The sequence below is a fragment of the Aeromonas sp. sif2416 genome (assembly GCF_019218665.1).
GTDB lineage: Bacteria > Pseudomonadota > Gammaproteobacteria > Enterobacterales > Aeromonadaceae > Aeromonas > Aeromonas encheleia.
On sequence record NZ_JAHUXC010000011.1, the window covers coordinates 112,574 to 132,788 of the forward strand.

Annotated in this window: 28 protein-coding genes; 25 read left to right on the forward strand and 3 right to left on the reverse strand. The window is 57.8% G+C overall.

All coding sequences use genetic code 11. From position 1 onward, the window contains the following. The gene (locus KW821_RS17570; RefSeq protein WP_256353541.1) at positions 1–753 is read right to left on the reverse strand and encodes a LexA family transcriptional regulator; all 753 of its coding nucleotides are present in this window, start codon (positions 751–753) and stop codon (positions 1–3) included. Here KW821_RS17570 and KW821_RS17575 point away from each other — a divergent pair. The 15 genes from KW821_RS17575 to KW821_RS17645 all read left to right on the forward strand — a co-directional run bounded on the left by KW821_RS17575 (position 752) and on the right by KW821_RS17645 (position 9,266). Further along, entirely contained in the window at positions 752–958 is a 207-nt protein-coding gene (locus tag KW821_RS17575; RefSeq protein ID WP_069784422.1) for a helix-turn-helix transcriptional regulator, read from the forward strand. The two genes, KW821_RS17570 and KW821_RS17575, sit on opposite strands and share 2 nt — an antisense overlap. Positions 959–989: 31 nt before the next feature. Next, on the forward strand, positions 990–1,511 hold the full coding sequence (locus KW821_RS17580) for a phage regulatory CII family protein (RefSeq protein WP_076362762.1): 522 nt from the start codon (positions 990–992) through the stop codon (positions 1,509–1,511). Further along, positions 1,511–1,792, forward strand: coding sequence for a hypothetical protein (locus tag KW821_RS17585; RefSeq protein ID WP_256353542.1), 282 nt, complete (start codon positions 1,511–1,513; stop codon positions 1,790–1,792). The genes KW821_RS17580 and KW821_RS17585 overlap by 1 nt, the downstream gene beginning before the upstream one ends. Continuing rightward, positions 1,782–2,048 carry a hypothetical protein gene (locus KW821_RS17590; RefSeq protein WP_045525008.1) on the forward strand — a complete coding sequence of 89 codons (267 nt, stop codon included), beginning with the start codon at positions 1,782–1,784 and terminating at the stop codon, positions 2,046–2,048. Before KW821_RS17585 ends, KW821_RS17590 begins: the two co-directional genes overlap by 11 nt. Before the next feature lie 52 nt (positions 2,049–2,100). After that, on the forward strand, positions 2,101–3,111 hold the full coding sequence (locus KW821_RS17595; protein WP_218292356.1) for a hypothetical protein: 1,011 nt from the start codon (positions 2,101–2,103) through the stop codon (positions 3,109–3,111). Next, a complete protein-coding gene (locus KW821_RS17600; protein WP_218292357.1) occupies positions 3,089–3,574 on the forward strand; it encodes a hypothetical protein in 486 nt (161 codons plus the stop codon). Before KW821_RS17595 ends, KW821_RS17600 begins: the two co-directional genes overlap by 23 nt. Then, a complete protein-coding gene (locus KW821_RS17605; RefSeq protein WP_215269394.1) occupies positions 3,574–3,855 on the forward strand; it encodes a hypothetical protein in 282 nt (93 codons plus the stop codon). The genes KW821_RS17600 and KW821_RS17605 overlap by 1 nt, the downstream gene beginning before the upstream one ends. An 88-nt stretch (positions 3,856–3,943) precedes the next feature. Then, a complete protein-coding gene (locus KW821_RS17610; protein ID WP_256353543.1) occupies positions 3,944–4,642 on the forward strand; it encodes a phage regulatory protein/antirepressor Ant in 699 nt (232 codons plus the stop codon). Next, the gene (locus KW821_RS17615; RefSeq protein WP_218292359.1) at positions 4,639–4,836 is read left to right on the forward strand and encodes a DUF3283 family protein; all 198 of its coding nucleotides are present in this window, start codon (positions 4,639–4,641) and stop codon (positions 4,834–4,836) included. Before KW821_RS17610 ends, KW821_RS17615 begins: the two co-directional genes overlap by 4 nt. Next, positions 4,833–5,825, forward strand: coding sequence for a DUF968 domain-containing protein (locus tag KW821_RS17620; protein ID WP_371317616.1), 993 nt, complete (start codon positions 4,833–4,835; stop codon positions 5,823–5,825). The genes KW821_RS17615 and KW821_RS17620 overlap by 4 nt, the downstream gene beginning before the upstream one ends. Then, positions 5,812–6,198: a RusA family crossover junction endodeoxyribonuclease gene (locus KW821_RS17625; RefSeq protein ID WP_041211155.1), complete on the forward strand. Its 387-nt coding sequence runs from the start codon at positions 5,812–5,814 to the stop codon at positions 6,196–6,198. The genes KW821_RS17620 and KW821_RS17625 overlap by 14 nt, the downstream gene beginning before the upstream one ends. Positions 6,199–6,292: 94 nt before the next feature. Next, complete coding sequence (locus tag KW821_RS17630; RefSeq protein WP_256353544.1) at positions 6,293–6,817, forward strand: antitermination protein; 525 nt, start codon at positions 6,293–6,295, stop codon at positions 6,815–6,817. Positions 6,818–6,896: 79 nt separating this feature from the next. Next, entirely contained in the window at positions 6,897–8,222 is a 1,326-nt protein-coding gene (locus KW821_RS17635) for an ATP/GTP-binding protein (protein WP_218292360.1), read from the forward strand. Next, complete coding sequence (locus KW821_RS17640; protein ID WP_218292361.1) at positions 8,215–8,850, forward strand: RloB family protein; 636 nt, start codon at positions 8,215–8,217, stop codon at positions 8,848–8,850. Before KW821_RS17635 ends, KW821_RS17640 begins: the two co-directional genes overlap by 8 nt. 62 nt (positions 8,851–8,912) lie before the next feature. Then, positions 8,913–9,266 (forward strand): hypothetical protein, encoded by a 354-nt coding sequence (locus tag KW821_RS17645; RefSeq protein WP_218292362.1) that lies wholly within the window; start codon positions 8,913–8,915, stop codon positions 9,264–9,266. On the opposite strand, the gene umuC is transcribed toward KW821_RS17645, so the two are convergent. Together umuC and umuD are read right to left on the reverse strand one after the other, a co-directional pair. Then, a complete protein-coding gene (gene umuC / locus KW821_RS17650; RefSeq protein WP_218292363.1) occupies positions 9,238–10,512 on the reverse strand; it encodes a translesion error-prone DNA polymerase V subunit UmuC in 1,275 nt (424 codons plus the stop codon). The two genes, KW821_RS17645 and umuC, sit on opposite strands and share 29 nt — an antisense overlap. 2 nt (positions 10,513–10,514) lie before the next feature. Continuing rightward, positions 10,515–10,931, reverse strand: a complete 417-nt coding sequence (gene umuD / locus KW821_RS17655; protein ID WP_113069720.1) for a translesion error-prone DNA polymerase V autoproteolytic subunit — start codon at positions 10,929–10,931, stop codon at positions 10,515–10,517. 133 nt (positions 10,932–11,064) lie between these two features. Here umuD and KW821_RS17660 point away from each other — a divergent pair, with 133 nt between their 5' ends. The 10 genes from KW821_RS17660 (at position 11,065) to KW821_RS17705 (ending at position 20,200) form a co-directional block, all read left to right on the forward strand. Next, positions 11,065–11,733 carry an SOS response-associated peptidase gene (locus KW821_RS17660; RefSeq protein ID WP_218292365.1) on the forward strand — a complete coding sequence of 223 codons (669 nt, stop codon included), beginning with the start codon at positions 11,065–11,067 and terminating at the stop codon, positions 11,731–11,733. Positions 11,734–11,930: 197 nt separating this feature from the next. Next, on the forward strand, positions 11,931–12,425 hold the full coding sequence (locus KW821_RS17665; RefSeq protein ID WP_218292366.1) for a hypothetical protein: 495 nt from the start codon (positions 11,931–11,933) through the stop codon (positions 12,423–12,425). 184 nt (positions 12,426–12,609) lie between these two features. Next, positions 12,610–12,816, forward strand: a complete 207-nt coding sequence (locus tag KW821_RS17670; RefSeq protein ID WP_033132437.1) for a hypothetical protein — start codon at positions 12,610–12,612, stop codon at positions 12,814–12,816. A 2-nt stretch (positions 12,817–12,818) separates the two neighbouring features. Beyond that, a complete protein-coding gene (locus tag KW821_RS17675) occupies positions 12,819–13,310 on the forward strand; it encodes a lysozyme (protein ID WP_218292367.1) in 492 nt (163 codons plus the stop codon). Next, positions 13,310–13,849: a DUF2514 family protein gene (locus tag KW821_RS17680; protein WP_218292368.1), complete on the forward strand. Its 540-nt coding sequence runs from the start codon at positions 13,310–13,312 to the stop codon at positions 13,847–13,849. The genes KW821_RS17675 and KW821_RS17680 overlap by 1 nt, the downstream gene beginning before the upstream one ends. Before the next feature lie 183 nt (positions 13,850–14,032). Beyond that, positions 14,033–14,512, forward strand: a complete 480-nt coding sequence (locus tag KW821_RS17685; RefSeq protein WP_033132440.1) for a terminase small subunit — start codon at positions 14,033–14,035, stop codon at positions 14,510–14,512. A gap of 70 nt (positions 14,513–14,582) precedes the next feature. Beyond that, on the forward strand, positions 14,583–16,430 hold the full coding sequence (locus KW821_RS17690; protein WP_256353547.1) for a phage terminase large subunit family protein: 1,848 nt from the start codon (positions 14,583–14,585) through the stop codon (positions 16,428–16,430). Further along, entirely contained in the window at positions 16,427–16,636 is a 210-nt protein-coding gene (locus KW821_RS17695) for a hypothetical protein (RefSeq protein ID WP_081966261.1), read from the forward strand. The genes KW821_RS17690 and KW821_RS17695 overlap by 4 nt, the downstream gene beginning before the upstream one ends. Then, on the forward strand, positions 16,633–18,195 hold the full coding sequence (locus tag KW821_RS17700; RefSeq protein WP_256353548.1) for a phage portal protein: 1,563 nt from the start codon (positions 16,633–16,635) through the stop codon (positions 18,193–18,195). Before KW821_RS17695 ends, KW821_RS17700 begins: the two co-directional genes overlap by 4 nt. Continuing rightward, positions 18,149–20,200 (forward strand): ClpP-like prohead protease/major capsid protein fusion protein, encoded by a 2,052-nt coding sequence (locus KW821_RS17705; protein WP_052101238.1) that lies wholly within the window; start codon positions 18,149–18,151, stop codon positions 20,198–20,200. Before KW821_RS17700 ends, KW821_RS17705 begins: the two co-directional genes overlap by 47 nt. Positions 20,201–20,215 lie beyond the last annotated feature (15 nt).

Sequence of the window (20,215 nt, forward strand, 5' to 3'; positions counted from 1 at the left end):
TTAGCGCCGCTTTCTACGGCGGCGGTGTTCGACCATAGTACCGATGATCTGGATATGCTGGCGATCGGATCGCATGGTGGGGAAGTCGTCATTTAGTGGGACAAGTTCGAAGACCTCCTGCCCATCCTCACCTACACCTCGGGGGCGATACTTTTTGAAAGTGGCTGCTTCCTCGCCATTCTTGGCCACCACGAAGTCACCTGGGTGAGGGTGTTCGTCCGGATCAATCAGAACGATATCCCCTTCAACAAACTCCGGTTCCATGGAATGGCCTTTCAACTCAATGGCAAATGCACGCTCACCCAGTTCGAGGTCGGTCGTGATGTAAATCCAGTTACCATCGCACTCACGGATCTCACTAGTCTCTGTCCATACCCCGGCCTGTACATAGGTGATCACAGGTATACGGTGTATATCAGGTGACGCAATCGTCATGTTCTGATGCTGAGTTGGCTGGGGGTCATCAGAGAAGAGCTTGGCAACAGGTACACCTAATGCGTCCGCGATCTTCGAGAGTAACTGGGGGCTAAAGCCCTGTATATCCCGTTCCAATCGAGAAATGTTGCCAACGTCGCTATCAACCTGGGTTGCCAGCTCGCTGATGGTCATTTTGCGCTCCTTTCTGAGCGCCCTGATTTTTGCTCCGACTTTCATTTGCTCATGATGGCAATTTATATGCGAATCACGCAAAGCGTGACACGCATATGTTTCTGTGTTTTTATATGCGTCTAACGCATATAGGGAGTCATTCATGCTTACTCCTCTTCGAAAGCTGCGGGAGCAGCAGAAGGTAACGATCAATGAGCTGAGTCAGGCCGTTGGGATCGATGTTGGCAACTTGAGCCGCATTGAACGAGGTATTCAACGGGCATCATTTGAGCGAGCTCAGCGGATAGCTGACTTTTTTTCTAAAAAAATCAGCGTTATGGAAATCATTTACCCAGAGCATCGGCAGTAACGACGGCCTTGCGTGCTCGATGAGAACCATCATGACAAAACCCACCAGAACAACCACGAGAGTGAAGCGGGAACACTCCCACCTTTCTGACCCTATTGACGCCGCTTATCAGCTGAGCCGCCGGTACAACATCACCGATCTGGCCCGCCTGATGGGCTCCAAGCGCCCGACCACCCTGAACAACAAGTTCAACCCTGCTTGCGAAGACCACCACCTGACCTTGTCCGAGGCAATGGCGGTGACCGAGCTAACCGGTGACAACGCCATCCTGCAGGCCTGGGCGCTGGCCCGCGGCCATACGCTGGTGGCTCTGCCGGATAGCACGGTGACCGAAGAGGAGCTGGCTGACCAGGTGATGCTGGTGGGCGAGGTGGTGGCGGCGGTGTTTGGCGAGCTGCGGGAGGCGCGGCAAGACGGGGTGATCGACCCGATTGAACGGCAGTCCATCACGGCGGCAGTGCACCGGGCCATCAAGGAGCTGCTGAGCCTGGAAGAGTCGGTAGCCAGTCAGGTGCGCCCGTTCCCGGGGCCACATGCACAAGGAGAGAAGTGATGAGTGGAGCACAAAAAGAGTGGGCCGGCGCTGCTGTAACAGCCCGACCCGAGGTTGGTTTTCGCGGAGAAAACAACGTGGACAAGCGTACCCAACAATCGCCGAGGGCGCAAGGCAGTCGCCGTTCGTGCATCCCGCCCATGCTGCCGAGGCTGGTGGTGGGCACCCGGGGGACCTTTCTGGTCTACAGCGGGTTGCGCATTCCGGCCACGGCCGAGCAGGTGCAACGCCATCTGGCTTGTTTACAACAGCACCTGCAGGAGGTGGCCCATGCATCCTGAGCTGTTTATCGAGCGCAACGTGGCGCAGATCCTGACGGCGGGGGGATATACCCCGGATGTGGTGCATACCGCAACCCAAGCGGCCCTGCGGCATTTTCGCACCACGCCGTGCTTTGCCAAGGGGCAGGCCTTTGCCAAGTGTCTGGCGGAAGGAAAGAAGATGGCCAAGTTGCTGCAGCGCAAGCTGCGCCAGCAGGAGAGGGATGCCAAGAAGGCGGCCAAGCCGACGCGATTGAAGAAGGTGAGCCATGGGTGAGGTAGTCAGACTGGCGGCCCCGGTGGCCGCCCCAGTTTCACGAGGATGCAACGTGGCCGACAACCGCCGCAGCGGGTTTGTGCTGCTTTACAAGAGCCTGAAGGAGGCGCCGTTCTACCGTGACCCAGTGCGCAAGGCGCTGTGGCTGCACCTGCTGCTGGAGGCCGCGCATGAACGCTGTGAGGTGACCTTCAACGGCAATCGTCTGCTGCTGCTGCGTGGGCAGATTGTGGGCTCGGCTCGCTCCCTGGGGGAGGCCTGCGGCATCTCTGAGGACAGTGCTCGCCGATCCCTGGAGGCCTTCGAGCAGGAGGGGATGATCAGCCGCACCAGCAAGCAGGGTACCCGGGGTTACACCCTGGTCACCTTGCTCAACTACGACCCTTACCAGCGCGGAGTTTCAGAACACATTGGCGCGGAGTTGGGCGCGGAGTTGCAACCCGCATCAGGGCAGGGGATTGAGGATGTATCGCAATCTGATGGAGCGGAGTTAGGCGCGGAGTATCACGCCGAAGATCTAAACAAGATAAACAACAAAACAAACAAAGATCTTAAAGACTCTTTGTCGCAACTCGCTGACGCGACTTTCGACCAGGTTGGGGAAGATCCCGCTGCTCAGGAGGTTGCCGATCCCGAACCCAAGTCCAAGACCCGGGTCATTCCCGAGGCAGCCATCCAGACTCCGAACGGCAAGGCGTGGGGGACCAGCGATGACCTGATGACTGCGAAGTGGATGTTTCGTCGAGTGCAGCTGATCACCCCGACCGCTCTTGAGCCGAACTGGGCGCAGTGGTCCAACGTGATCCGGCTGATGCGTGAGCTGGACCAGCGCAGCCATCGCGATATTTGCGAGCTGTATGACTGGGTGAGCCGGGATGCGTTCTGGTGCACCAACATCCTGGCCCCGCAGAAGCTGCGTCAGCAGTGGGATCGGTTGCAGGCCAAGCGCGGCAACCCGTCTGCCGGCCACCAGCGCCCTCTGTCCAATCTGGCGCAAGCCCAACAGCAGGCCCAGGCCCTGCGAGCCGCTGGGGTCGATTATGACGACAACACTCCCCTCTAACGTGACCAGTCTGCCCGTGAATCAGGCCAGTCTGCAGGTGAGCACCGGTATGTCGATGTTCCTGGCCGACGAGCTGTTGCCGCTGATGGCTGGGTGCTGGCCCGCCAGTGCCAGTCAGTTGGATGCCAATGCCCGCGGCGTGGCCATGGCCTGGGGTGTTCAACTGCGCGGGTTCACCGCCCAGCAGATCCGCGAGGCGGTGTTGGAACTGGCCGATGACGCTGGCCGCCAGTTCGCCCCGCGTCCGGCCGAGGTCAAGGCCACCATCCTGCAGCGCAATCCGGTACCGAAGTTTGCCCCTGTTAGCCGCCAGGTCTCTTTGCGAGCCTGCGAGATGCAGGCGGAGGCCCGTGTCTATGTGCGTGATCGCGAGGTGACCGATGAGACGGTTCAGGCCGAGCTGCAGCCACTGCTGGCCCAGCTGCGCCGCGAGGGTGTGACGATAACCGGGAGGATGGCGTGATGGCGGTGACGTTCAGTGATGCCTGTGAGCGGGACATTCGCCGCGCCCGGTATGTGCGGGTGGCGGTGTACCCGGAGGTGAAGGACTGGTTGCCGGTGCAAGTACGCCTTGAGGTGTCGGATTGCCCGCGGCAACTGGGGTTCACCTCGAAGGCCCACCGGGCCGGGCACTACCTGGTACAGGGTGCCGAACTGGCTGAGGTGATGAAGGCGGTAAACGCCCTGCGCGGCCAGCAACAGCGGCCCGCCACGCTGGAGATGATCCCATGCGCGATCTCGTGATGCCGGCGTTGATGCTGTTGTTGCTCGTCGGTCTGGCGTTGTACCTGGCCGCCAATGTTTCGATGGGGGTAGAGAGATGGAGTTGATGATGAGGGGCGTGACCCCTTTGACGATGACCAGCGTGGAAATCGCCGAGCTGACCGGCAAGGAGCACAAGAACGTGCTGGCCGATATTCGCCGGATGCTGGTGGAGATTCAATCGGCTGAAAAGCCAGCCGAGTACCAGGACAGCCTGGGCCGTGCCCAACCGTGCCTGTTGCTGGACAAGGACGAGAGTCTTTGCCTGGTGGCCGGTTACAGCGCCCAGTTGCGGATCCGGATTATTCGCCGCTGGCAGGAGCTGGAGCAACAGGGCAACCAGAACGCTCTGGTGATCCCCCAGTCGCTGCCGGAGGCACTGCGCCTTGCTGCCGAGCTGGCCGAGCAGAAGATGGCGCTGGAACAGAAGGTGGCGATGGATGCCCCGGCGGTGGAGTTCGCCAAGCAGATCGCCAGTGTGGAGAAGGGGATCACCTTGTCGGCGTTCGCCAAGACGGTGGGCCTTGGCCCCAATACCCTGTTCACCCTGCTGAGGGATCGCAAGATCTTGATGAGTTGCCGCGGGGAGCGCTGGAACCTGCCGATGCAGGAGTATGTGGACCGCGGGCTGTTCGCGACCCGGGAGAGCTCGTTTGACAGCAACGGCGAGCGGCGTATCAGCTTCACCCCCCTGATCACCGGCAAGGGCCAGCAGTGGTTGGTGGAGCGACTGATCCGTGACGGCATCCTGCGCGGGGTGGCGGCATGAGTCACAACCTGGCCCTGTTGCCATCAGCTGAACGGCAGCGCATCGAGTTGATCAAGCAGGCGCACCTGCTGGTGTGGCGCCGGCGCCGCAACGAGATCGGGCGTGAAGTTGTGGTGGCCGCCATCGATGAGGTGGATGAAGAGCATCGTGAGTGGTTTCGCCAACAGTTGAATGCGATCAGGGAGCAAGCGTGAGCGCAGGTAACGCCGTGTTTGTCGAAGCGCTGGGGCTGGCCCTGGTACCGCTGGGCGACAGCCTGCCGGCGGTGAGGCGTCAACTGGCTGGCAAGCCGGTGCGCCTGGTGCGCGATCAGGGGGCTGACCTGCTGGCCCAGTTCCCTGAGCTGGTGTCGGCCCTGGCCTGCGCCGCAGTGGTCAATGCCGCCGGTGGGGAGCTGCTGACCGCCAATGCCACGGCTTGCGTGATAGCCGATGGCTGCATCGGGGAAACCGTCACCGCAGAAGTGGAGGGGGTGCATCTGCCTTTGTGCTGGCATCACGACAACGAGCACCGCAATGGGCAGTTACCGATCCGCCTCGCTGATGTGGCCTGGTGGCTGGCGCAGCTTGTGCTGCAGCGGGTTGCTGGCTGGTGTGGGGTGGCCGCTGCTGACCTGACTGCCCGGGATCTGTGCTGGTGGGCGACCGTCTACAAGGTGCTGCCTTCATTACCGGATCCGCTGCTGCGCTCTGCCTGTCGCCTGGCACCCATCGAACCGGATCGGAAGTGGTCGCCCCGCGGTAACCGGGAGACCGATGCCCGCTATCGTGAACATCGCCTTGAGGTGGCAGAGCGTGATCCGCTTGCCGATCTGCGGGCCCGCATCAATTCCAAACCGGCTATTCGTCAGATCGACCCAGAACCCGCAGCCCTCCACATGGGCAAGCCCAAGCGCCAGCGCTGGGAGTGTGCAGCCTACCTGGCCTTTGTCCGGCAGTTGCCCTGTGTGGTGACGGGCCAGCGCGAGGGCATCGAGGCGCACCATGTCGTGGGTCATGGGATGAGTGTGATGGGTAGCAAGGCGCACGATCTGATGGTGTTCCCGCTCGCCCACCAGCCACACATGGAGTTGCACCGGATCGGGTGGAAGGCCTGGGAGGCCCAGCACGGTTCGCAGTTGGAGCACGTTATCAACACATTGGAGCTGGCATGCTCCCTGGGAGTGTTCAATGCCAAAAGCTGATTCATGGACAGTGACCCTGCCATGGCCCCCTTCAACCAACCGGATCTGGCGCAATGTAGCCGTGAGCGGCAAGCCCAGAACGTTGCTGAGCCAGGAGGGGAGGGTTTATCGCAAGGCCGCGGCCGATGCCTGCCTGGCTGCCAAGTTAGCCGGCAAGCAGATTCCCGATCGGCTGGCCCTGCGGCTGGTGGTGCAAGCCCCTGACCGGCGAGCCCGGGATCTGGATAACACAGTGAAGGCGGTGCAAGACGCCCTGACCCACGCCGGGGTGTGGCTGGACGATAGCCAGATCGACCGGTTGCTGGTGGAGCGCGGGCCGGTAGTGAAAGGGGGAATGGTGTCGGTAACGGTGGAGGTGATGAGTGCGCTTTGAATATGCAATTACCGTAGGGGATCCGCGTTCTGTGATGCTGCAGGCCTATCAGGCCCAGTCAACGGGGCGTTCTCATCTGACAAAGAGTGATGTGATGACGGCATTGGGAATGGTTCAGAAGCACAATGGTGCCGGCATGGCATTGGTGATGGCGCGTTACTGCAAAGACCTGGGGGATGCCAAGAAGGCCCTGCTGGCGGTGCAGGCCGAGTGCACCAAGATTGCCCCCCGCTATGTGGGGGCCAACAAGGAACGTGATCACGGCATGGCCTTGCGCCGGGTGGCCGAGTTGGCCCTGGAACACTACTGCCGCACGGTGGACACCCCGGGGGCGGCCTGTCACCCGCAGTTCTGCAGGGGGAGGGGAGTGATCCGCGACCTGGAACTGAGCCGCCTGCACGGCAAGGCGATCGATAAGGTCTGCCCACGCTGTGGCGGTACCGGGCTGCGCCCCATACCGGGCACCCAGATCAGACGTGCCATTGAGCCGCTGGCTGGTGGACTGACCCGTGGCCAATGGGAGCGGGGCTGGTATCCGCTCTATCTGGCGGTACTGGCCTGGTGCCATCAGCAGGAGAGTGAGGTGGAGGCGTTCTATAACCGAGTGACGGCGGCTTAATTTAAAATCTCAACTTTTCTGTAGTCAGGCCACTTTTTTCATTTAAAATGAAAAAAATGGCCTAGAAAGAGATTCACGTATGATTTTGTCACTTCTTATTGAGAACTTTCGCTCTATCAAAGGCGAGGTAAAGCTCAATCTCGGGGTCAACAACCCTAAGAATCACATGCCATCTCATGTTTTCTTCCCTGTTGAAGGCGGGCATGGGGCCTTGCGGGCGATGGGAGTGTATGGTGCAAACGCTTCAGGCAAATCGAATGTGTTGTTAGCATTCCAAGCACTGAAATATTTAGTTGCATCATCAGGAAGTTTAAAAGATGGGGATAGAATTCCTTGCTACGACTCCTACAGGTTATCTAACCAAACAAAAAAATCACCTACTAGGTTCGAAGTTGAATTTTTACTTAAAGGAATTAAATATCACTATAAGGTTTCCTTTGATGCATATGCTGTTATTTCTGAATCATTAGATTTTTACCCATCTAAGATAAAGGCTAATATCTTCACAAGAGAAAATGATGATACTTGGGAGACGATTAAATTTGGTGGTCATTATAAAGGTGGGACTAAGAAAATTGCGTTTTTTAAAAATAACACATATATATCTAAGGCTGGGGACAATGCATCAACACCAGAGTTAATTAGAGATGTGTTTAATTTCTTCTATAAAACGCTCATTCATATGGGGACTTTTGAACGTCTGTCGCTTGCTCGTAGTAAAAAAAGAGATGAAATTATTAAGTCAGTCGCAGACGTGATGAAATTGATCGATACTGGTATCGACGATATATCTGCCAGTGAAATTGATTTTGAACCTGCAATGCCTTTGCCGGATGATTTTCCTTCCGAGCTTAAAGAGATTTTATTAGCTGAAGGTAGGGTTCAATATAATTTTTCTCACGGTAATGAAGATGGCGGATTTGAAATATTCTCTGATTCTGATGAGTCGGATGGAACACAGAAGTTGTTTGCCCTGCTTCCATTAGTTTTACCTGCATTTAAAAGGCAAAGGGTTATTGTTATCGATGAGCTTGATAACAATCTACATCCTCATCTAGCGGATCTAATTGTTAAGTTATTTAATGACAGCACCATAAATGTTTATGGTTCTCAGTTGATATTTTCAACTCACAACATTCAATTGATGTCTTCTGATAAGTTACGACGTGATCAAATTTCATTTGTTGAGAAAAACAGTGGTAATTCAGTACTTTATTCATTGGACGATTTTGATAAGTCGCTTGTGAAAAATAACACGCCATTTGGTACGTGGTATAGTGATGGGCGGTTTGGTGGGGTTCCTCAGTTAAGTTACAATAAAATTAAAAATGTTCTAAGACCAAATGAAAAAGCGGAGGTTTCCGAGGCCCATTTCATCAGTTTATTTGGTGGCGATGATGAGTAAAAAGATACTAACTCCGAAACGTAAAATGTATATTTATTGTGAAGGGTTGAAAACAGAACCTTTCTATATAAGGGATTATATTGAGGAGTTTAAACCTGACATTGCAGATGTGTTTGAAATTCCACCAACAAGAAAGAATACGCCTGTTCAGCTTGTTGAAGAGGCTATTGCAAAGAAAAATAGTAAGTCATCTGGGCCGGATGACGTTTTTTGGGTCGTTTATGACAGAGAGTCTGTTGCAAAATATCCATCTAGGCTACATCACAAAGCATGGGGGATGGCAGAAAGAAATAATATCAATATAGCATTCTCTAATATTTGCTTTGAGCTTTGGATATTGCTTCATTTTGTCAACACTACAAGCCCTTATTCTTGCTGTGATGATTTGTTAGCAAACTCACCGCTTAAGGAATGCTTGAATAAAATTGGAGTTCAAAAGTATGAGAAGGGATGCGCAGATCTTTTTAGTAGAATTAAGCATGGAATACCGCTTGCTAGAAAACGTGCTGAAAAAATGAATGAGCACGCATTAGGCTTCCATGCAAAAGATACATGTAGGCCTTATGATTCTTCATGTTATGTTTCTGTGCATGAATTACTCAATGCTATCGATTCTTTCAAGAGGTAAATGTCTCAATTTTAGTAACTAAGGATCGACACGGTTCTAAGGAAAATATTAGGCCACAATCCATGGATAGCAAATTTAGAGCGCCTGCTCTGAAGATGGCGGGCTGGGGGTTACTGCACGGCGATTTCTTTGATCTGAACGACGTCGCCGAAGTGCTTGAGATGCCCAGTGGTGAGGCGGGCCAGCTAATGTACTATTTGCGCACGCTGCATAGTGTGGAGTTGGTTTCGGAAGTCCGTTTAGGGCGGAAAGAGAAGGGGAAAGCCCACAAACGGATTGTCATCAAGGTGCTCTGCCTCCATCCAGAAGCTCCACCAAGGCCCAAGAGGTTGCCGCAGCTCTCTAAGTCGGCCTCTCTCCAGCAACAGTTGACCAAGCTGGTCAAACTCATGCCTTCACCGCGGGGAGCTCGCTGATGCTGGTGGTGTAGCGGGGGCTGAGCTGCTCACGTTTCATCATCCACTCCGTAGTGTCCCGGCCACGAGCCGCGAAGTAGACCTTTCCCAGCCTTCCCTGATTGATCTGGTCAATCACCTTCATCAATGCCTCGCTGCGGGGATCTTGCTGCCGGTCAGCGAACAGGTCTCCCTGGTGCATGCTGGTCGGGGTGAAGTCAGTCAGCATCACGCCCCCCTTCATATACCGGACATCATATCGCCAGATCCGCCGCAGCAGCGGTTCAACCAGGGCCAGCAGGTCACGGGTATCTGAGGTGGATGTCTGCAACCGGGTTGATATCTGGTTGCCGTAATAAGTCTCTCGCTCCGAGAAGGGGCTACTCCTTATAAAGAGGGTGACGTGCCGGCAGCACATGCCTTCTGCTCTGAGCTTTTCCGCGGCCCGCTCCATGTAGCCGGCCAGCGCCTCCCGCATGGGGCCAAACGCGGTGATGCGCTCACCAAAGCTCCGGCTGCAGATGATCTGCTGCTTGGCCTGAGCCATCGCCTCTAGCTCGGAACAGGGGATTCCCCGCAGTTCCTGCACGGTGCGCTCGACGACGACCCCATACTGTCGGCGTAGGCTCTTGGGGTCGGCCGCCACCAGGTCAGCTACCGTGTTGATGCCCTGTTTGTTGAGCTTGGCGGTCAGTTTGCGCCCTATCCCCCAGACTTCCTCAACCGGGGTGATGGCCATCAGCTTGGCGCGGCGCCCCTCATCTCGCAGATCCACTACGCCGCCGGTGGCAGGCCACTTCTTTGCGGCATAGTTCGCCAGCTTGGCCAGGGTCTTGGTCGGCGCAATGCCGACTCCGACGGTGAGGCCGGTCCACTGCTGCACCCGTTCGCGGATCTGGCGGCCATAGGCCAGCAGGTCGCCGGCCCAGCTTTCGCTGAGCTCGACGAACGCTTCATCAATGCTGTAGACCTCGACGGTTGGCGCCATGCTCTCCAGGGTCGTCATCACACGGTTCGACATGTCGCCATAGAGGGCGTAGTTGGAGCTGAACCAGATACCGCCCTGCTCTTCATAGCGCTCGCGGATCTGGAAGTAGGGCACCCCCATCTTGACCCCCAACAGCTTGGCCTCTGCCGATCTGGCCACGACACAGCCATCGTTGTTGGAGAGCACGACGATCGGCACCCCCTTGAGGTCGGGTCGAAACAGCCGCTCGCAAGATGCGTAGAAGTTGTTCACGTCGACCAGGGCAATGGCGGTTGGCATGGCTACCCTCGCCTGGTTTTGTGCAGAACGAAGGTGACGACGCCGAAGATATCCAGTTCCTGCCCTTCTTGCAGAATGATGGGTGAGAAGTTCGGGTTGGCCGGTAGTAGCGCCGGTGGGTCGGACTGCAAGATCTTCACGGTGAACTCGCCATCCAGGCAGGCGAGCACGATGTCGCCGTGGCGAGCCGTGATGGCGCGGTCGATGATCAGCATATCGCCGTCGTTGATGCCTTCTCCGATCATGCTGTGTCCGCTGGCCCGCACATAGAAGGTGGCCGCCGGGTGGGGGACACAGTGTTGGTTGAGGTCGATGGTCTGTTCCACATAGTCCTGAGCCGGGGAGGGAAACCCACAGGCGGCAGGGGTGAGGAACAGAGGGAGCTCTATGATAGGTGCATCGGTAGCGTGGGGGATCATGGCAATCATCACTGTATGAACATACAGTTATTTTATCCGAGGGATCCGGAAAGATCACTGGTCGGCAATCGGGTCTTGGCAGTGCGGGCTGTGCCGCGGCGAATTATGCTTGGCAGAGACTGGCCCGGTGAGTTTGAGCTCTCATACGACGGAGGGGCTGTGCATGTGCATCAACTACATCCCGACCACCAAGGCGGTGCTGATGGAATACTTCGGGGTTGATGACCCCGGGTACGACTGGAAGGAGGAGGTGTGGCAGGACTACCAGGCCCCGATCCTGATCCAGCGAGACGGACGGCGGCAGGCGCTGATCGCCAGCTATGGGATGGTGCCGAAGAGAAAGGTGCAGCCTGGCAACAAGCACTACACCACGATGAACGCCAGGGCCGAGACGGTGGGTGAAAAGCCGACGTACCGCCACGCCTGGCAGCAAGGGCATCTTTGCCTGGTGCCCATGTCCGGTTTCTTCGAGCCCTGCTACGAGAGCGGCAAGGCTGAGCGCTGGCGGATCAGCATGGCCGACGGCATGCCCTTCGCGGTGGCCGGCATCTGGCGGGCATGGCAGGAGGAGCAGGGCTACACCTTCAGCTTCTCCCAGCTCACCATCAATGCCGACACGCACCCGCTACTGCGGCGAATGCACAAGCCAGGAGACGAGAAGCGGAGCCTGGTCATCGTGTCGCCGGATGACTACGACACCTGGCTGGGATGCAAGGACCCTGAACTGGCGCGAACCTACCTGGTGCAGCAGGACGTTGAGTGGTTGACCGGGATGCAGATGTCCGTTTCACACCGCGGCTGAAGGGAGCCCAAGCGCTGACGGGATTTGATGGCTTTGCTCCAGTGTAACCTTGAAAACACCTTATATATTTGAACCTTGCCATCCTTGTCGATTCGTAAATATGAGCTGAAACTAGATGGTTAGAAGTGAGATTCCTGTTGAGTTAATAATCGAATTACGAAAGTTGTCTACTTGCTGGTCGACAAGGAGTGACCTGTATGAAACAGATCGATGAGAAAGACTTGAATCGCGCCTGGGACATCGTTTGGGGGTACACAGTGGCTGCCATAGCGAAAGGGGCTGTTCCCATACCCGCAATGTCTATAGCCATTGTTGCGAATAATGGGTTTATGATAGGCCATGTATCCTCTGTGCTTTCTGAAGATGTGTCTTGGGAAAACATAGTGGCATCACTAGGTGTTGCTGGAGCTCTAAATGCCTGTGGAAGAGCGGCTTTCATCGAGTTGGCAAAGGCCGTATCTTGGGGAACAGGAAGCCCATGGGCTGCAGTGGCGCTATCTTGTTTCGGCAGTGCGACAGCTGGTGTTCAGACCCTAATTATTGGCTCACTTGCTATCGAGATTGCGAAGAAGGGCGGGAGAAGGCTGACTGCTAAGGAAGCTGATGCAGTGATTGCAATGGCGAATGCGAATTACAAGTCATATGTTGCAAGTATGAAAAACAGAGATTTACCAGATCCAAGTGGTGTATGACGTAGTCAATTCATGAAGAGTTCCTAACCTGGATAGCTAGGCTGTGTGAGTTTGACAGATCCTCGCGAATTTGTGTAAATTGCGTCCTAATGATGGAAGACTGCACCCGAAAGGATGCAGTCTTTTTCTTTTCTGATTCCAAACCTCGGCTCTGCCGGGGTTTTTTCGTTTCTGGGGTGGATTCATGAATCAAGGACATGAGCAGATCGCTACCACTGTGGTCGGTGAAACTGCGAAATCTGCCCCTCCTGTAGCGGTGGTGAGTATGTCGTGGGCTGGTGTCTCTTTGAATGACTGGGTGCTGATCGCGACGCTTGTGTGGCTTTCGGTTCAGATCGGCTGGTTTATCTGGTCGAACATCATCAAGCCACGCGCCAAGCAGGTGGGGTAGGCATGACAAAAATGCGAATTGCCATAGCGGCGCTCACGCTCAGTGCCGCTGGCTTTGTGGGGATTCTGAATCGGGAGGGGTGGGGGCCGGTGGCTTACCCCGACCCGGTACACGGGACCAAGCTGCCCACTATCGGATTTGGGAGTACCGAAGGGGTCAAGATGGGTGACACTATCACCCCAGTCGCCGCAGTGAACAGGAGCCTTCGGGAAGCGCGGGTTTTTGAGGATGCCCTCAAGGCCTGCATCCAGATGCCACTCCACCAGTATGAGTTCGACGCCTATGTCGAGCTCTCCCACAATATCGGCCCCGGCGCCTTCTGCCGTTCCACCATCGTCAAGCGCCTGAACACTGGCGACTACTCAGGTGCTTGCGAGGCGATCCTGCTGTTCAAACGTGCCGGCAATCAAGACTGCTCAGCACCGGGGAATCGGGTATGTCCTGGGCTCTGGAAAGACCGACTGCGCCTCAATGCTAAGTGCAAGGGGGAGTGATGAGGACAACTCCGCAGAGCAAGGCGCTGCCGTTCCTGGCCGGCGCCTTGGTGATAGCTGCCTTGGCTGGTGGCGGGGTGGCGCTCTATCGCTCTGGTCATGCTGCTGGGGAGGAGGGGGAGCGCAAGACCTGGCAGGTGAAGTGGAATGAAGAGGCTACCCGCCTCGCCACTGCCAGGATCAAGGCCGAACAGGAGGCCCGAGAGGAGGAGCAGCGCCGGCAGGCTGAAATCGATGAGGTGAGAAACCATGCACAAGAAGAAATCGCCCAAGCACAGGCTGATGCCGCTGCTGCTGGTATTGAGTCTGGCCGGTTGCTCGAGCAAGCCCGTCGTTTGGCTGCCCGAGCAAGTCAGTGCGCCAGCGGTACCGGCGCTCCCCAGGGAGGCCAGGCAACCGGACAACCTGCCGTGGTGCTCGCCGACCTGCTCAGCCGGGCTGACGAGAGAGCGGGTGAGCTGGCAGCAGCGTATGACCGAGCTCGAGCGTCAGGATTGGCCTGTGAAAGAGCCTATCTCTCATTGACTCAACCCCGTTAACCCAACTACCGCAATACCCCACCCCCCAGGTCAAAGGTACTCCCCCCAGCCCCCCGTCCTCGACGGGTCGGCGAGGCGCGGGTTTTCACTACATACGAAACCCCAAGAAGTGAGGTTGTTGTTTAAATGTCGGAGTCATCAGACAAGGAACATGCAGCACCTGGTTGGCTAAAGAAATCCGACATGGCAGCCAGCCTTGGAATATCAGTTCAAGCCTTTGATAAATGGGGAGTTAAGCCGATAAAGAAGATTGGTCGCAACGTCTATTTTGATGTGCGCTCGGTTGTGGATAACCGGATCGAGAACGCGATCCAGAAACACCAACCAACGGATCCCCAAGACATGGATGCGGATCAATTGGATTACCAGCGGTGGCGTCTCACCAAGGAGCAGGCCGACAAGGCAGAGCGTGAGAACAAGATCGCCGACCGCCATCAGGTACCAACCGAGTTTGCCACCTTCGCTTTGACCCGCATCGCCGCCAAGATTTCCAGCTTGCTAGACACTATCCCGCTCACCATGCGGCGCCGCTATCCAGAATTGCAGACCAAGCATATCGAAGGTTTCCAGCGCGAGCTGGTCACAGCCAGCAACGAGGCGGCCGCCATGGGTGATCTGCTGCCGGAGTTGCTAGATGAATATATCGACAGCGCAAGTAAGTAGCCTAGCGGCAGCTGTCAGTCTTGGATTGTCGGCTCTGCTGAGACCACCGGTACAGACAGCCACCGAGTGGATGGATGAAAACTACTACCTGCCAGTGGAGTCCTCCTATCAGGAGGGGCGCTGGAAGTCGCTGCCGTTTCAGGTGGCCATCATCAACGCGATGGCCAACGACGATATCCGCGAAGTCAACTTCGTCAAGTCCGCTCGGGTCGGTTACACCAAGATGTTGCTCGGGGTGGCGGCCTACCTTCTGGAGCACAAAAAGCGCAACGGACTGATCTGGCAGCCTACCGATGGCGATGCCGAGCTGTTCGTCAAAAAGCACGTCGAACCCATGATCCGGGACGTGCCGAAAATCAGAGCGCTCGCGCCCTGGTTTGGCAAGAAGCACAAAGACAACACCCTGGATCTCAAGCGCTTCGCCAACGGGCGCGGCCTGGAGCTGCGCGGGGGAAAAGCCGCCAAGAACTACCGTGAAGCCTCGCCAGACTTCGGCATTTATGACGAGCTGGCGGCCTTTGACGATGATATCGAGAAAGAGGGCTCGCCCACCTTCCTCGGTGACAAGCGAATGGAAGGTTCTACCCATCCCAAGTCGATCCGGGGGTCTACCCCCAAGATTGCCGGCCAGTGCCAGATTGAACGGGCGGCCAGTGAGTCGCCGCACTTCATGCGCTATCACGTCACATGCCCGCACTGCGGGGGTGAACAGTACCTCAAGTGGGGTGGCCCGGATGCCGAGTTCGGTATCAAGTGGGATGGTTCAGATCATCACAGCGCCTTCTACCTCTGCGAGGTGAGCGGCTGCGTGATCCGTCAACATGAGATGAATTATGAGGAGGTTGAGCGCTGGGTCTGCGAGCGAACTGGCATCTGGACGCGAGACGCAATCGACTGGTTCGACAGCAAAGACCAGCCGATCCCTCCACCCGAGTCGGTCACCTTCCATATTTGGACAGCTTACAGCCCGTTCACAACTTGGGTTCGGATCGCCTCCGACTTCCTCAAGGCGAAGGACGATCAGGGCAAGCTCAAGACCTTCGTCAACACCACTCTCGGCGAGACCTGGGAAGAAGAGACCGGCACGAAACTGGAGTGGGAAGCTATCGGTGCCCGCCGCGAGGTATGGCCATCACCAGTGCCAGAGGGTGTGCTCTACATCACCATCGGCGCCGATACCCAGGATGACCGTTTCGAATTCGAGATCACCGGCTGGGGAGAGGGAGAGGAGTCATGGGTGCTGGACTATCAGCGCCTCTATGGCGACCTGCACCGCTCCGAGATCTGGGAGCGGCTGCACGAGCAGTTCTCCCGCCAGTTCGTAAAAGCCACCGGTGAGGTGCTGGATATCGGCCTGGTGCTGATCGACTCGGGCGGCCACTACACCGATGAGGTGTATCAGTTCTGCCGCCGCAACCCGCACAGATATATCCCTATCAGGGGCGCGCCGGTGATGGGCAAGCCCATCATCACCTTCCCTCGAAAGCGCAACCGCAAAGGGGTCTACCTATCCGAAGTGGGTACCGACTCTGCTAAGGACGTGCTCTATGGCCGACTGGGTGATGTGCCTGCGTCACTGTCCGGCCCGTTACCTGGTTATCGACACCACCCGGTGGCCGAGTGGGCCGATGATTTTTACTTCAAAGGTCTCACTTGCGAGCTCAAGCGGGTGGAGTTCATCAAGGGCCGCCGGGTGTACCGCTGGGTCGCACCGTCCGGTGCCCGTAACGAGCCGACCGACTGCGCGGTTTATTCCCTGGCGGCTATCCGCCTCGGGGTGCAGCACCGTGGCTGGCGCCTGGTCGCCAAGCACCGCCCGACCACTATCAACCCATCTGCGCCCATCAAGTCAAAACCTGCAGCTACTACGGCGGCGGGTAGCAGCTGGCTGGGCACATCATCAGGAGGCTGGCTGTGAAGCTGGAAGATATCGACAGCATGATCGCGCTGTACATGCAGGCCGAGCGCGATGTGCTGGCCGGCAAGCAGGTCACGTTTCAGGGGCGCACCGTCACCTCGGAAAACCTCAATGAGATCCGCGCAGGCCGCCAGGAGTGGGAGCGCCGCCGCCAGAACGCCGTTGCTCCGCGCCGTCAACCCTACTCAGTGTCGAGGTTTACATGATCGCATTGGATAAGCTGCTCGGGTTTGTGTCGCCCGGATGGGCGGCCAACCGGATGCGTGACCGTCTGCGCATGAAAGCCTATGAGGCTGCGATGCCGAGCCGCACCCACAACGCCAAGCGGGAGCGTCGAGGTGCCAACCTGGCGGTGCAGAATTCGGCTATCAGCCTGCGTGAACAGGCGAGGGCGCTAGACGAAAACCACGACATCGTGATCGGCCTGCTCGACAAGCTGGAAGAGCGGATCGTGGGCGGCAAGGGCATCCAGATCGAACCGCAACCGCGCTCGGTGGATGGTGTGCTGATGGTTGAGCTTGCCAAAGATATTCGACGCCGCTGGGGTGCCTGGTCACTTAAACCGGAAACTACCGGCACCTTCACCCGCCCGGCGATGGAGCGGCTGGTCTGTCGTACCTGGTTGCGTGATGGCGAGGTGTTTGGCCGCCGCTTGATCGGCACCGTGGCGGGCTACAGCCACCACAGCGATACCCCCTACTCGATAGAGGTATTGGAACCCGATTTCGTCCCGTTCGACCTCAATCAGGTGGCGGACGGGATCCGGCAAGGCATCAAGCTCGATGGCTGGCGTCGCCCGAAATCCTACTTTGTGATGTTCGATCACCCCGGCGAGATGCAGGGTTATCGCTATCGCACCAAGGAGGTCGCTGCCAGCGAGATGTATCACCTGGCCTTGCGCAAGCGCATACACCAGTTGCGCGGTATCTCGCTGCTACACGGCGTAATCACCCGCCTGGCCGATCTCAAATCGGTGGAAGAGGCCGAGCGCGTGGCGGCACGTATCAGCGCCTCGCTCGCATTCTTCATCAAGAAGGAAACCCCGGAAGGTTACACCGAGCCGGATCAGCGTGATGGCCCCCAGGCCCAGCGGATGATCGACATCACTCCAGGCATGACGTTTGACGATCTGCGCCCCGGTGAAGATGTGGGGGTGATCCAGTCCAACCGCCCGAACACAGCCCTCAACATCTGGCGATCCGGTCAGCTTCGTTCGTCCTGCGCTGGCACTCGCAGCCAATATTCGAGCGTGGCCCGCGACTATGACGGCACCTACTCCGCTCAACGTCAGGAGCTTGTCGAGGGATGGGAAGGGTTCGCCGTGCTGCAAGATGAGTTCGTGGCTGCCTGGTCTCGCCCAGTGTTCCGGGATTGGCTACTGGCCGAAACCCTGCGCAGCAAAGACCCATTGATCCTGCCTCCCGAGCTTGACCCGAAAACCCTGTACGACGCCATCTACCTCGCCCCCGTTATGCCCTGGATCGATCCAGAGCGGGAGGCCAACGGCTGGAAGGCAATCATCCGGGGCGGTGCCGGCACGGAGACAGAATGGATCCGGGCTCGCAACCGCAACCCTGACGAGGTGCGCGACCAACGCGTGGCCGAGTTGGAGTGGGCCGAGCAGAACGGCGTGATGACCGATACCAACCCAGCCAATGACCCAGGAGCACAACCCAGTGAAAGTGACCCCCCTGTCAGCCGCGATTCAGAGCGCGCTGATGCCAGCGCGGGCAGCCGCCAACGGCCAGTCCGGACCCGAACATGACACCCCCAACGCCAAGAGTTGGTACACCATCAACGCCTTGGTGGGGACAGTGCCCACGGTCGAGATCTACATCTACGACGTGATCGGCTACTGGGGAATATCTGCCCAGCAGTTCATTTCTGATTGCCGGGCAGCAGGGGTGTTTGAGGCCAAGCAGCTCAACATCCACATCCACAGCCCCGGTGGCGATGTGATGGACGGCTTCGCCATCTACAACACCCTTGCCCGTCTGACCTGCCAGATCGATATCTGGAACGATGGCCTGGCGGCCAGCATGGCCTCGGTCATTCTGTGCCTGCCTAATGCCACCGTGCATATGCCCGCCAATGCCTGGGTGATGATCCACAAGCCATGGTCTGGTGGGGTCGGCAATGCGGATGACCTACGCGATATGGCTGACTGGTTGGATCGCAATGAGGCGCTGTTGCTCAACGCCTATGAGAAGAAAACCGGCAAGCCCCGCGAGGAGTTGGCCGCGCTACTGTCGGCGGAGACCTGGCTCGATGGCACCCAAGCCAAAGAGCTCGGTTTTGTCGATGTCCTGGAAGAGCCAATATCGGCCGCCGCTCACGTAAATGAGAACAAAATGAACGACTTCAACGCTATGCCCTCTTCGGCCCGAACCCTGTTCGGCGCCAAGGCCACCGGCGGCAACTCCTCGGTTACCCCGCCAGTCGTTGCTCCAGCGCCAACCACTCCGAATCAGGCTGATGCGCTGGCCGCCTTCAAGGCTGCCGAGCAGGGCCGCCGCAACGAGATTCAGGATCTGTTCGCTCTCACCGGCGGCCGCTACCCCGAATTGATGGCTGAATGCCTGGCCGATATGGACACCACCCCCGCGATGGCGCGGGAGCAGATCAAGGCGAAGCTGGGTCAGCCGGTGAGCGAGCAAGGCCCGACCGGTCCCGCAGCTCATATCCACCTGGGCAACGGCAACCTGATTGGCGACTCGGTACGCGCCTCCCTGTTGGCCCGCTGCGGTCACGCCAAGGCCGAAGGCGATAACCGCTATGGCGGCTACAGCCTGCGCGAGCTGGCCCGTGCCTCCTTGGATGGTCGCGGTATTTCGACTGGCGGCCAGTCTCCACTGGGCTACGTTGGCATGGCCTTCACCCATACCAGCTCTGACTTCGGCAAGATCCTGCTGGATGTTGCCAACAAGTCGGTGCTGCAAGGTTGGGAGAGTGCAGAAGAGACCTTCGACAAGTGGACCCGCAAAGGCACTCTGACTGACTTCAAGGTATCGAGCCGTATCGGCCTGAGCGATATCCCCAGCCTGCGCCGGGTGCGTGAAGGGGCCGAGTACAAGCACGTCACTCTGGGGGATACCGGTGCCACCATCCAGCTGGCCACCTACGGCGAGCTGTTTGCCATCACCCGTCAGGCCATCATCAACGATGACCTCGACATGCTGACCCGCGTCCCGTCCCTGTTCGGCGCGGCTGCTCGGGGCACTATCGGTGACCTGGTTTATGCGGTACTGACCGGCAACGTCAAGATGCCGGATGGCAAGGCGCTGTTCCATGGCGATCACAAGAACTTGCTGGCCGGTGCGGATGCGGCGATGGGCATCAAGGCCCTCTCCGCTGGCAAGACCCTGATGCGCAGCCAGAAAGCAGTCGGCGCTGATGACAAGCCGGGCCGTGCCCTCAACATCCGTCCGGGCTATGCCTTGGTGCCGATCGAGCTGGAAGATACCGCGCTGCAGCTTATCAACAGCACCTCGGTGCCGGGTGCCGATGCCAACTCCGGCATTGCCAACCCGATCAAGGGCTTCGTGGATGTGATCGGCGAGCCGCGACTGTCCGACGCCAGCTCGCACGAGTGGTACTTGGCGGCCAAGGGGGGCGACACCATCGAGGTGGCCTATCTCGACGGTATGGACACCCCCTGGCTCGAACAGCAGGAAGGTTTCACCGTGGACGGTGTTACCACCAAGGTACGCATCGATGCTGGTGTGTCTGCGCTCGATTACCGTGGCCTGGTTAAGTCCAACGGCAAGTGATCCCATGGCCCACCC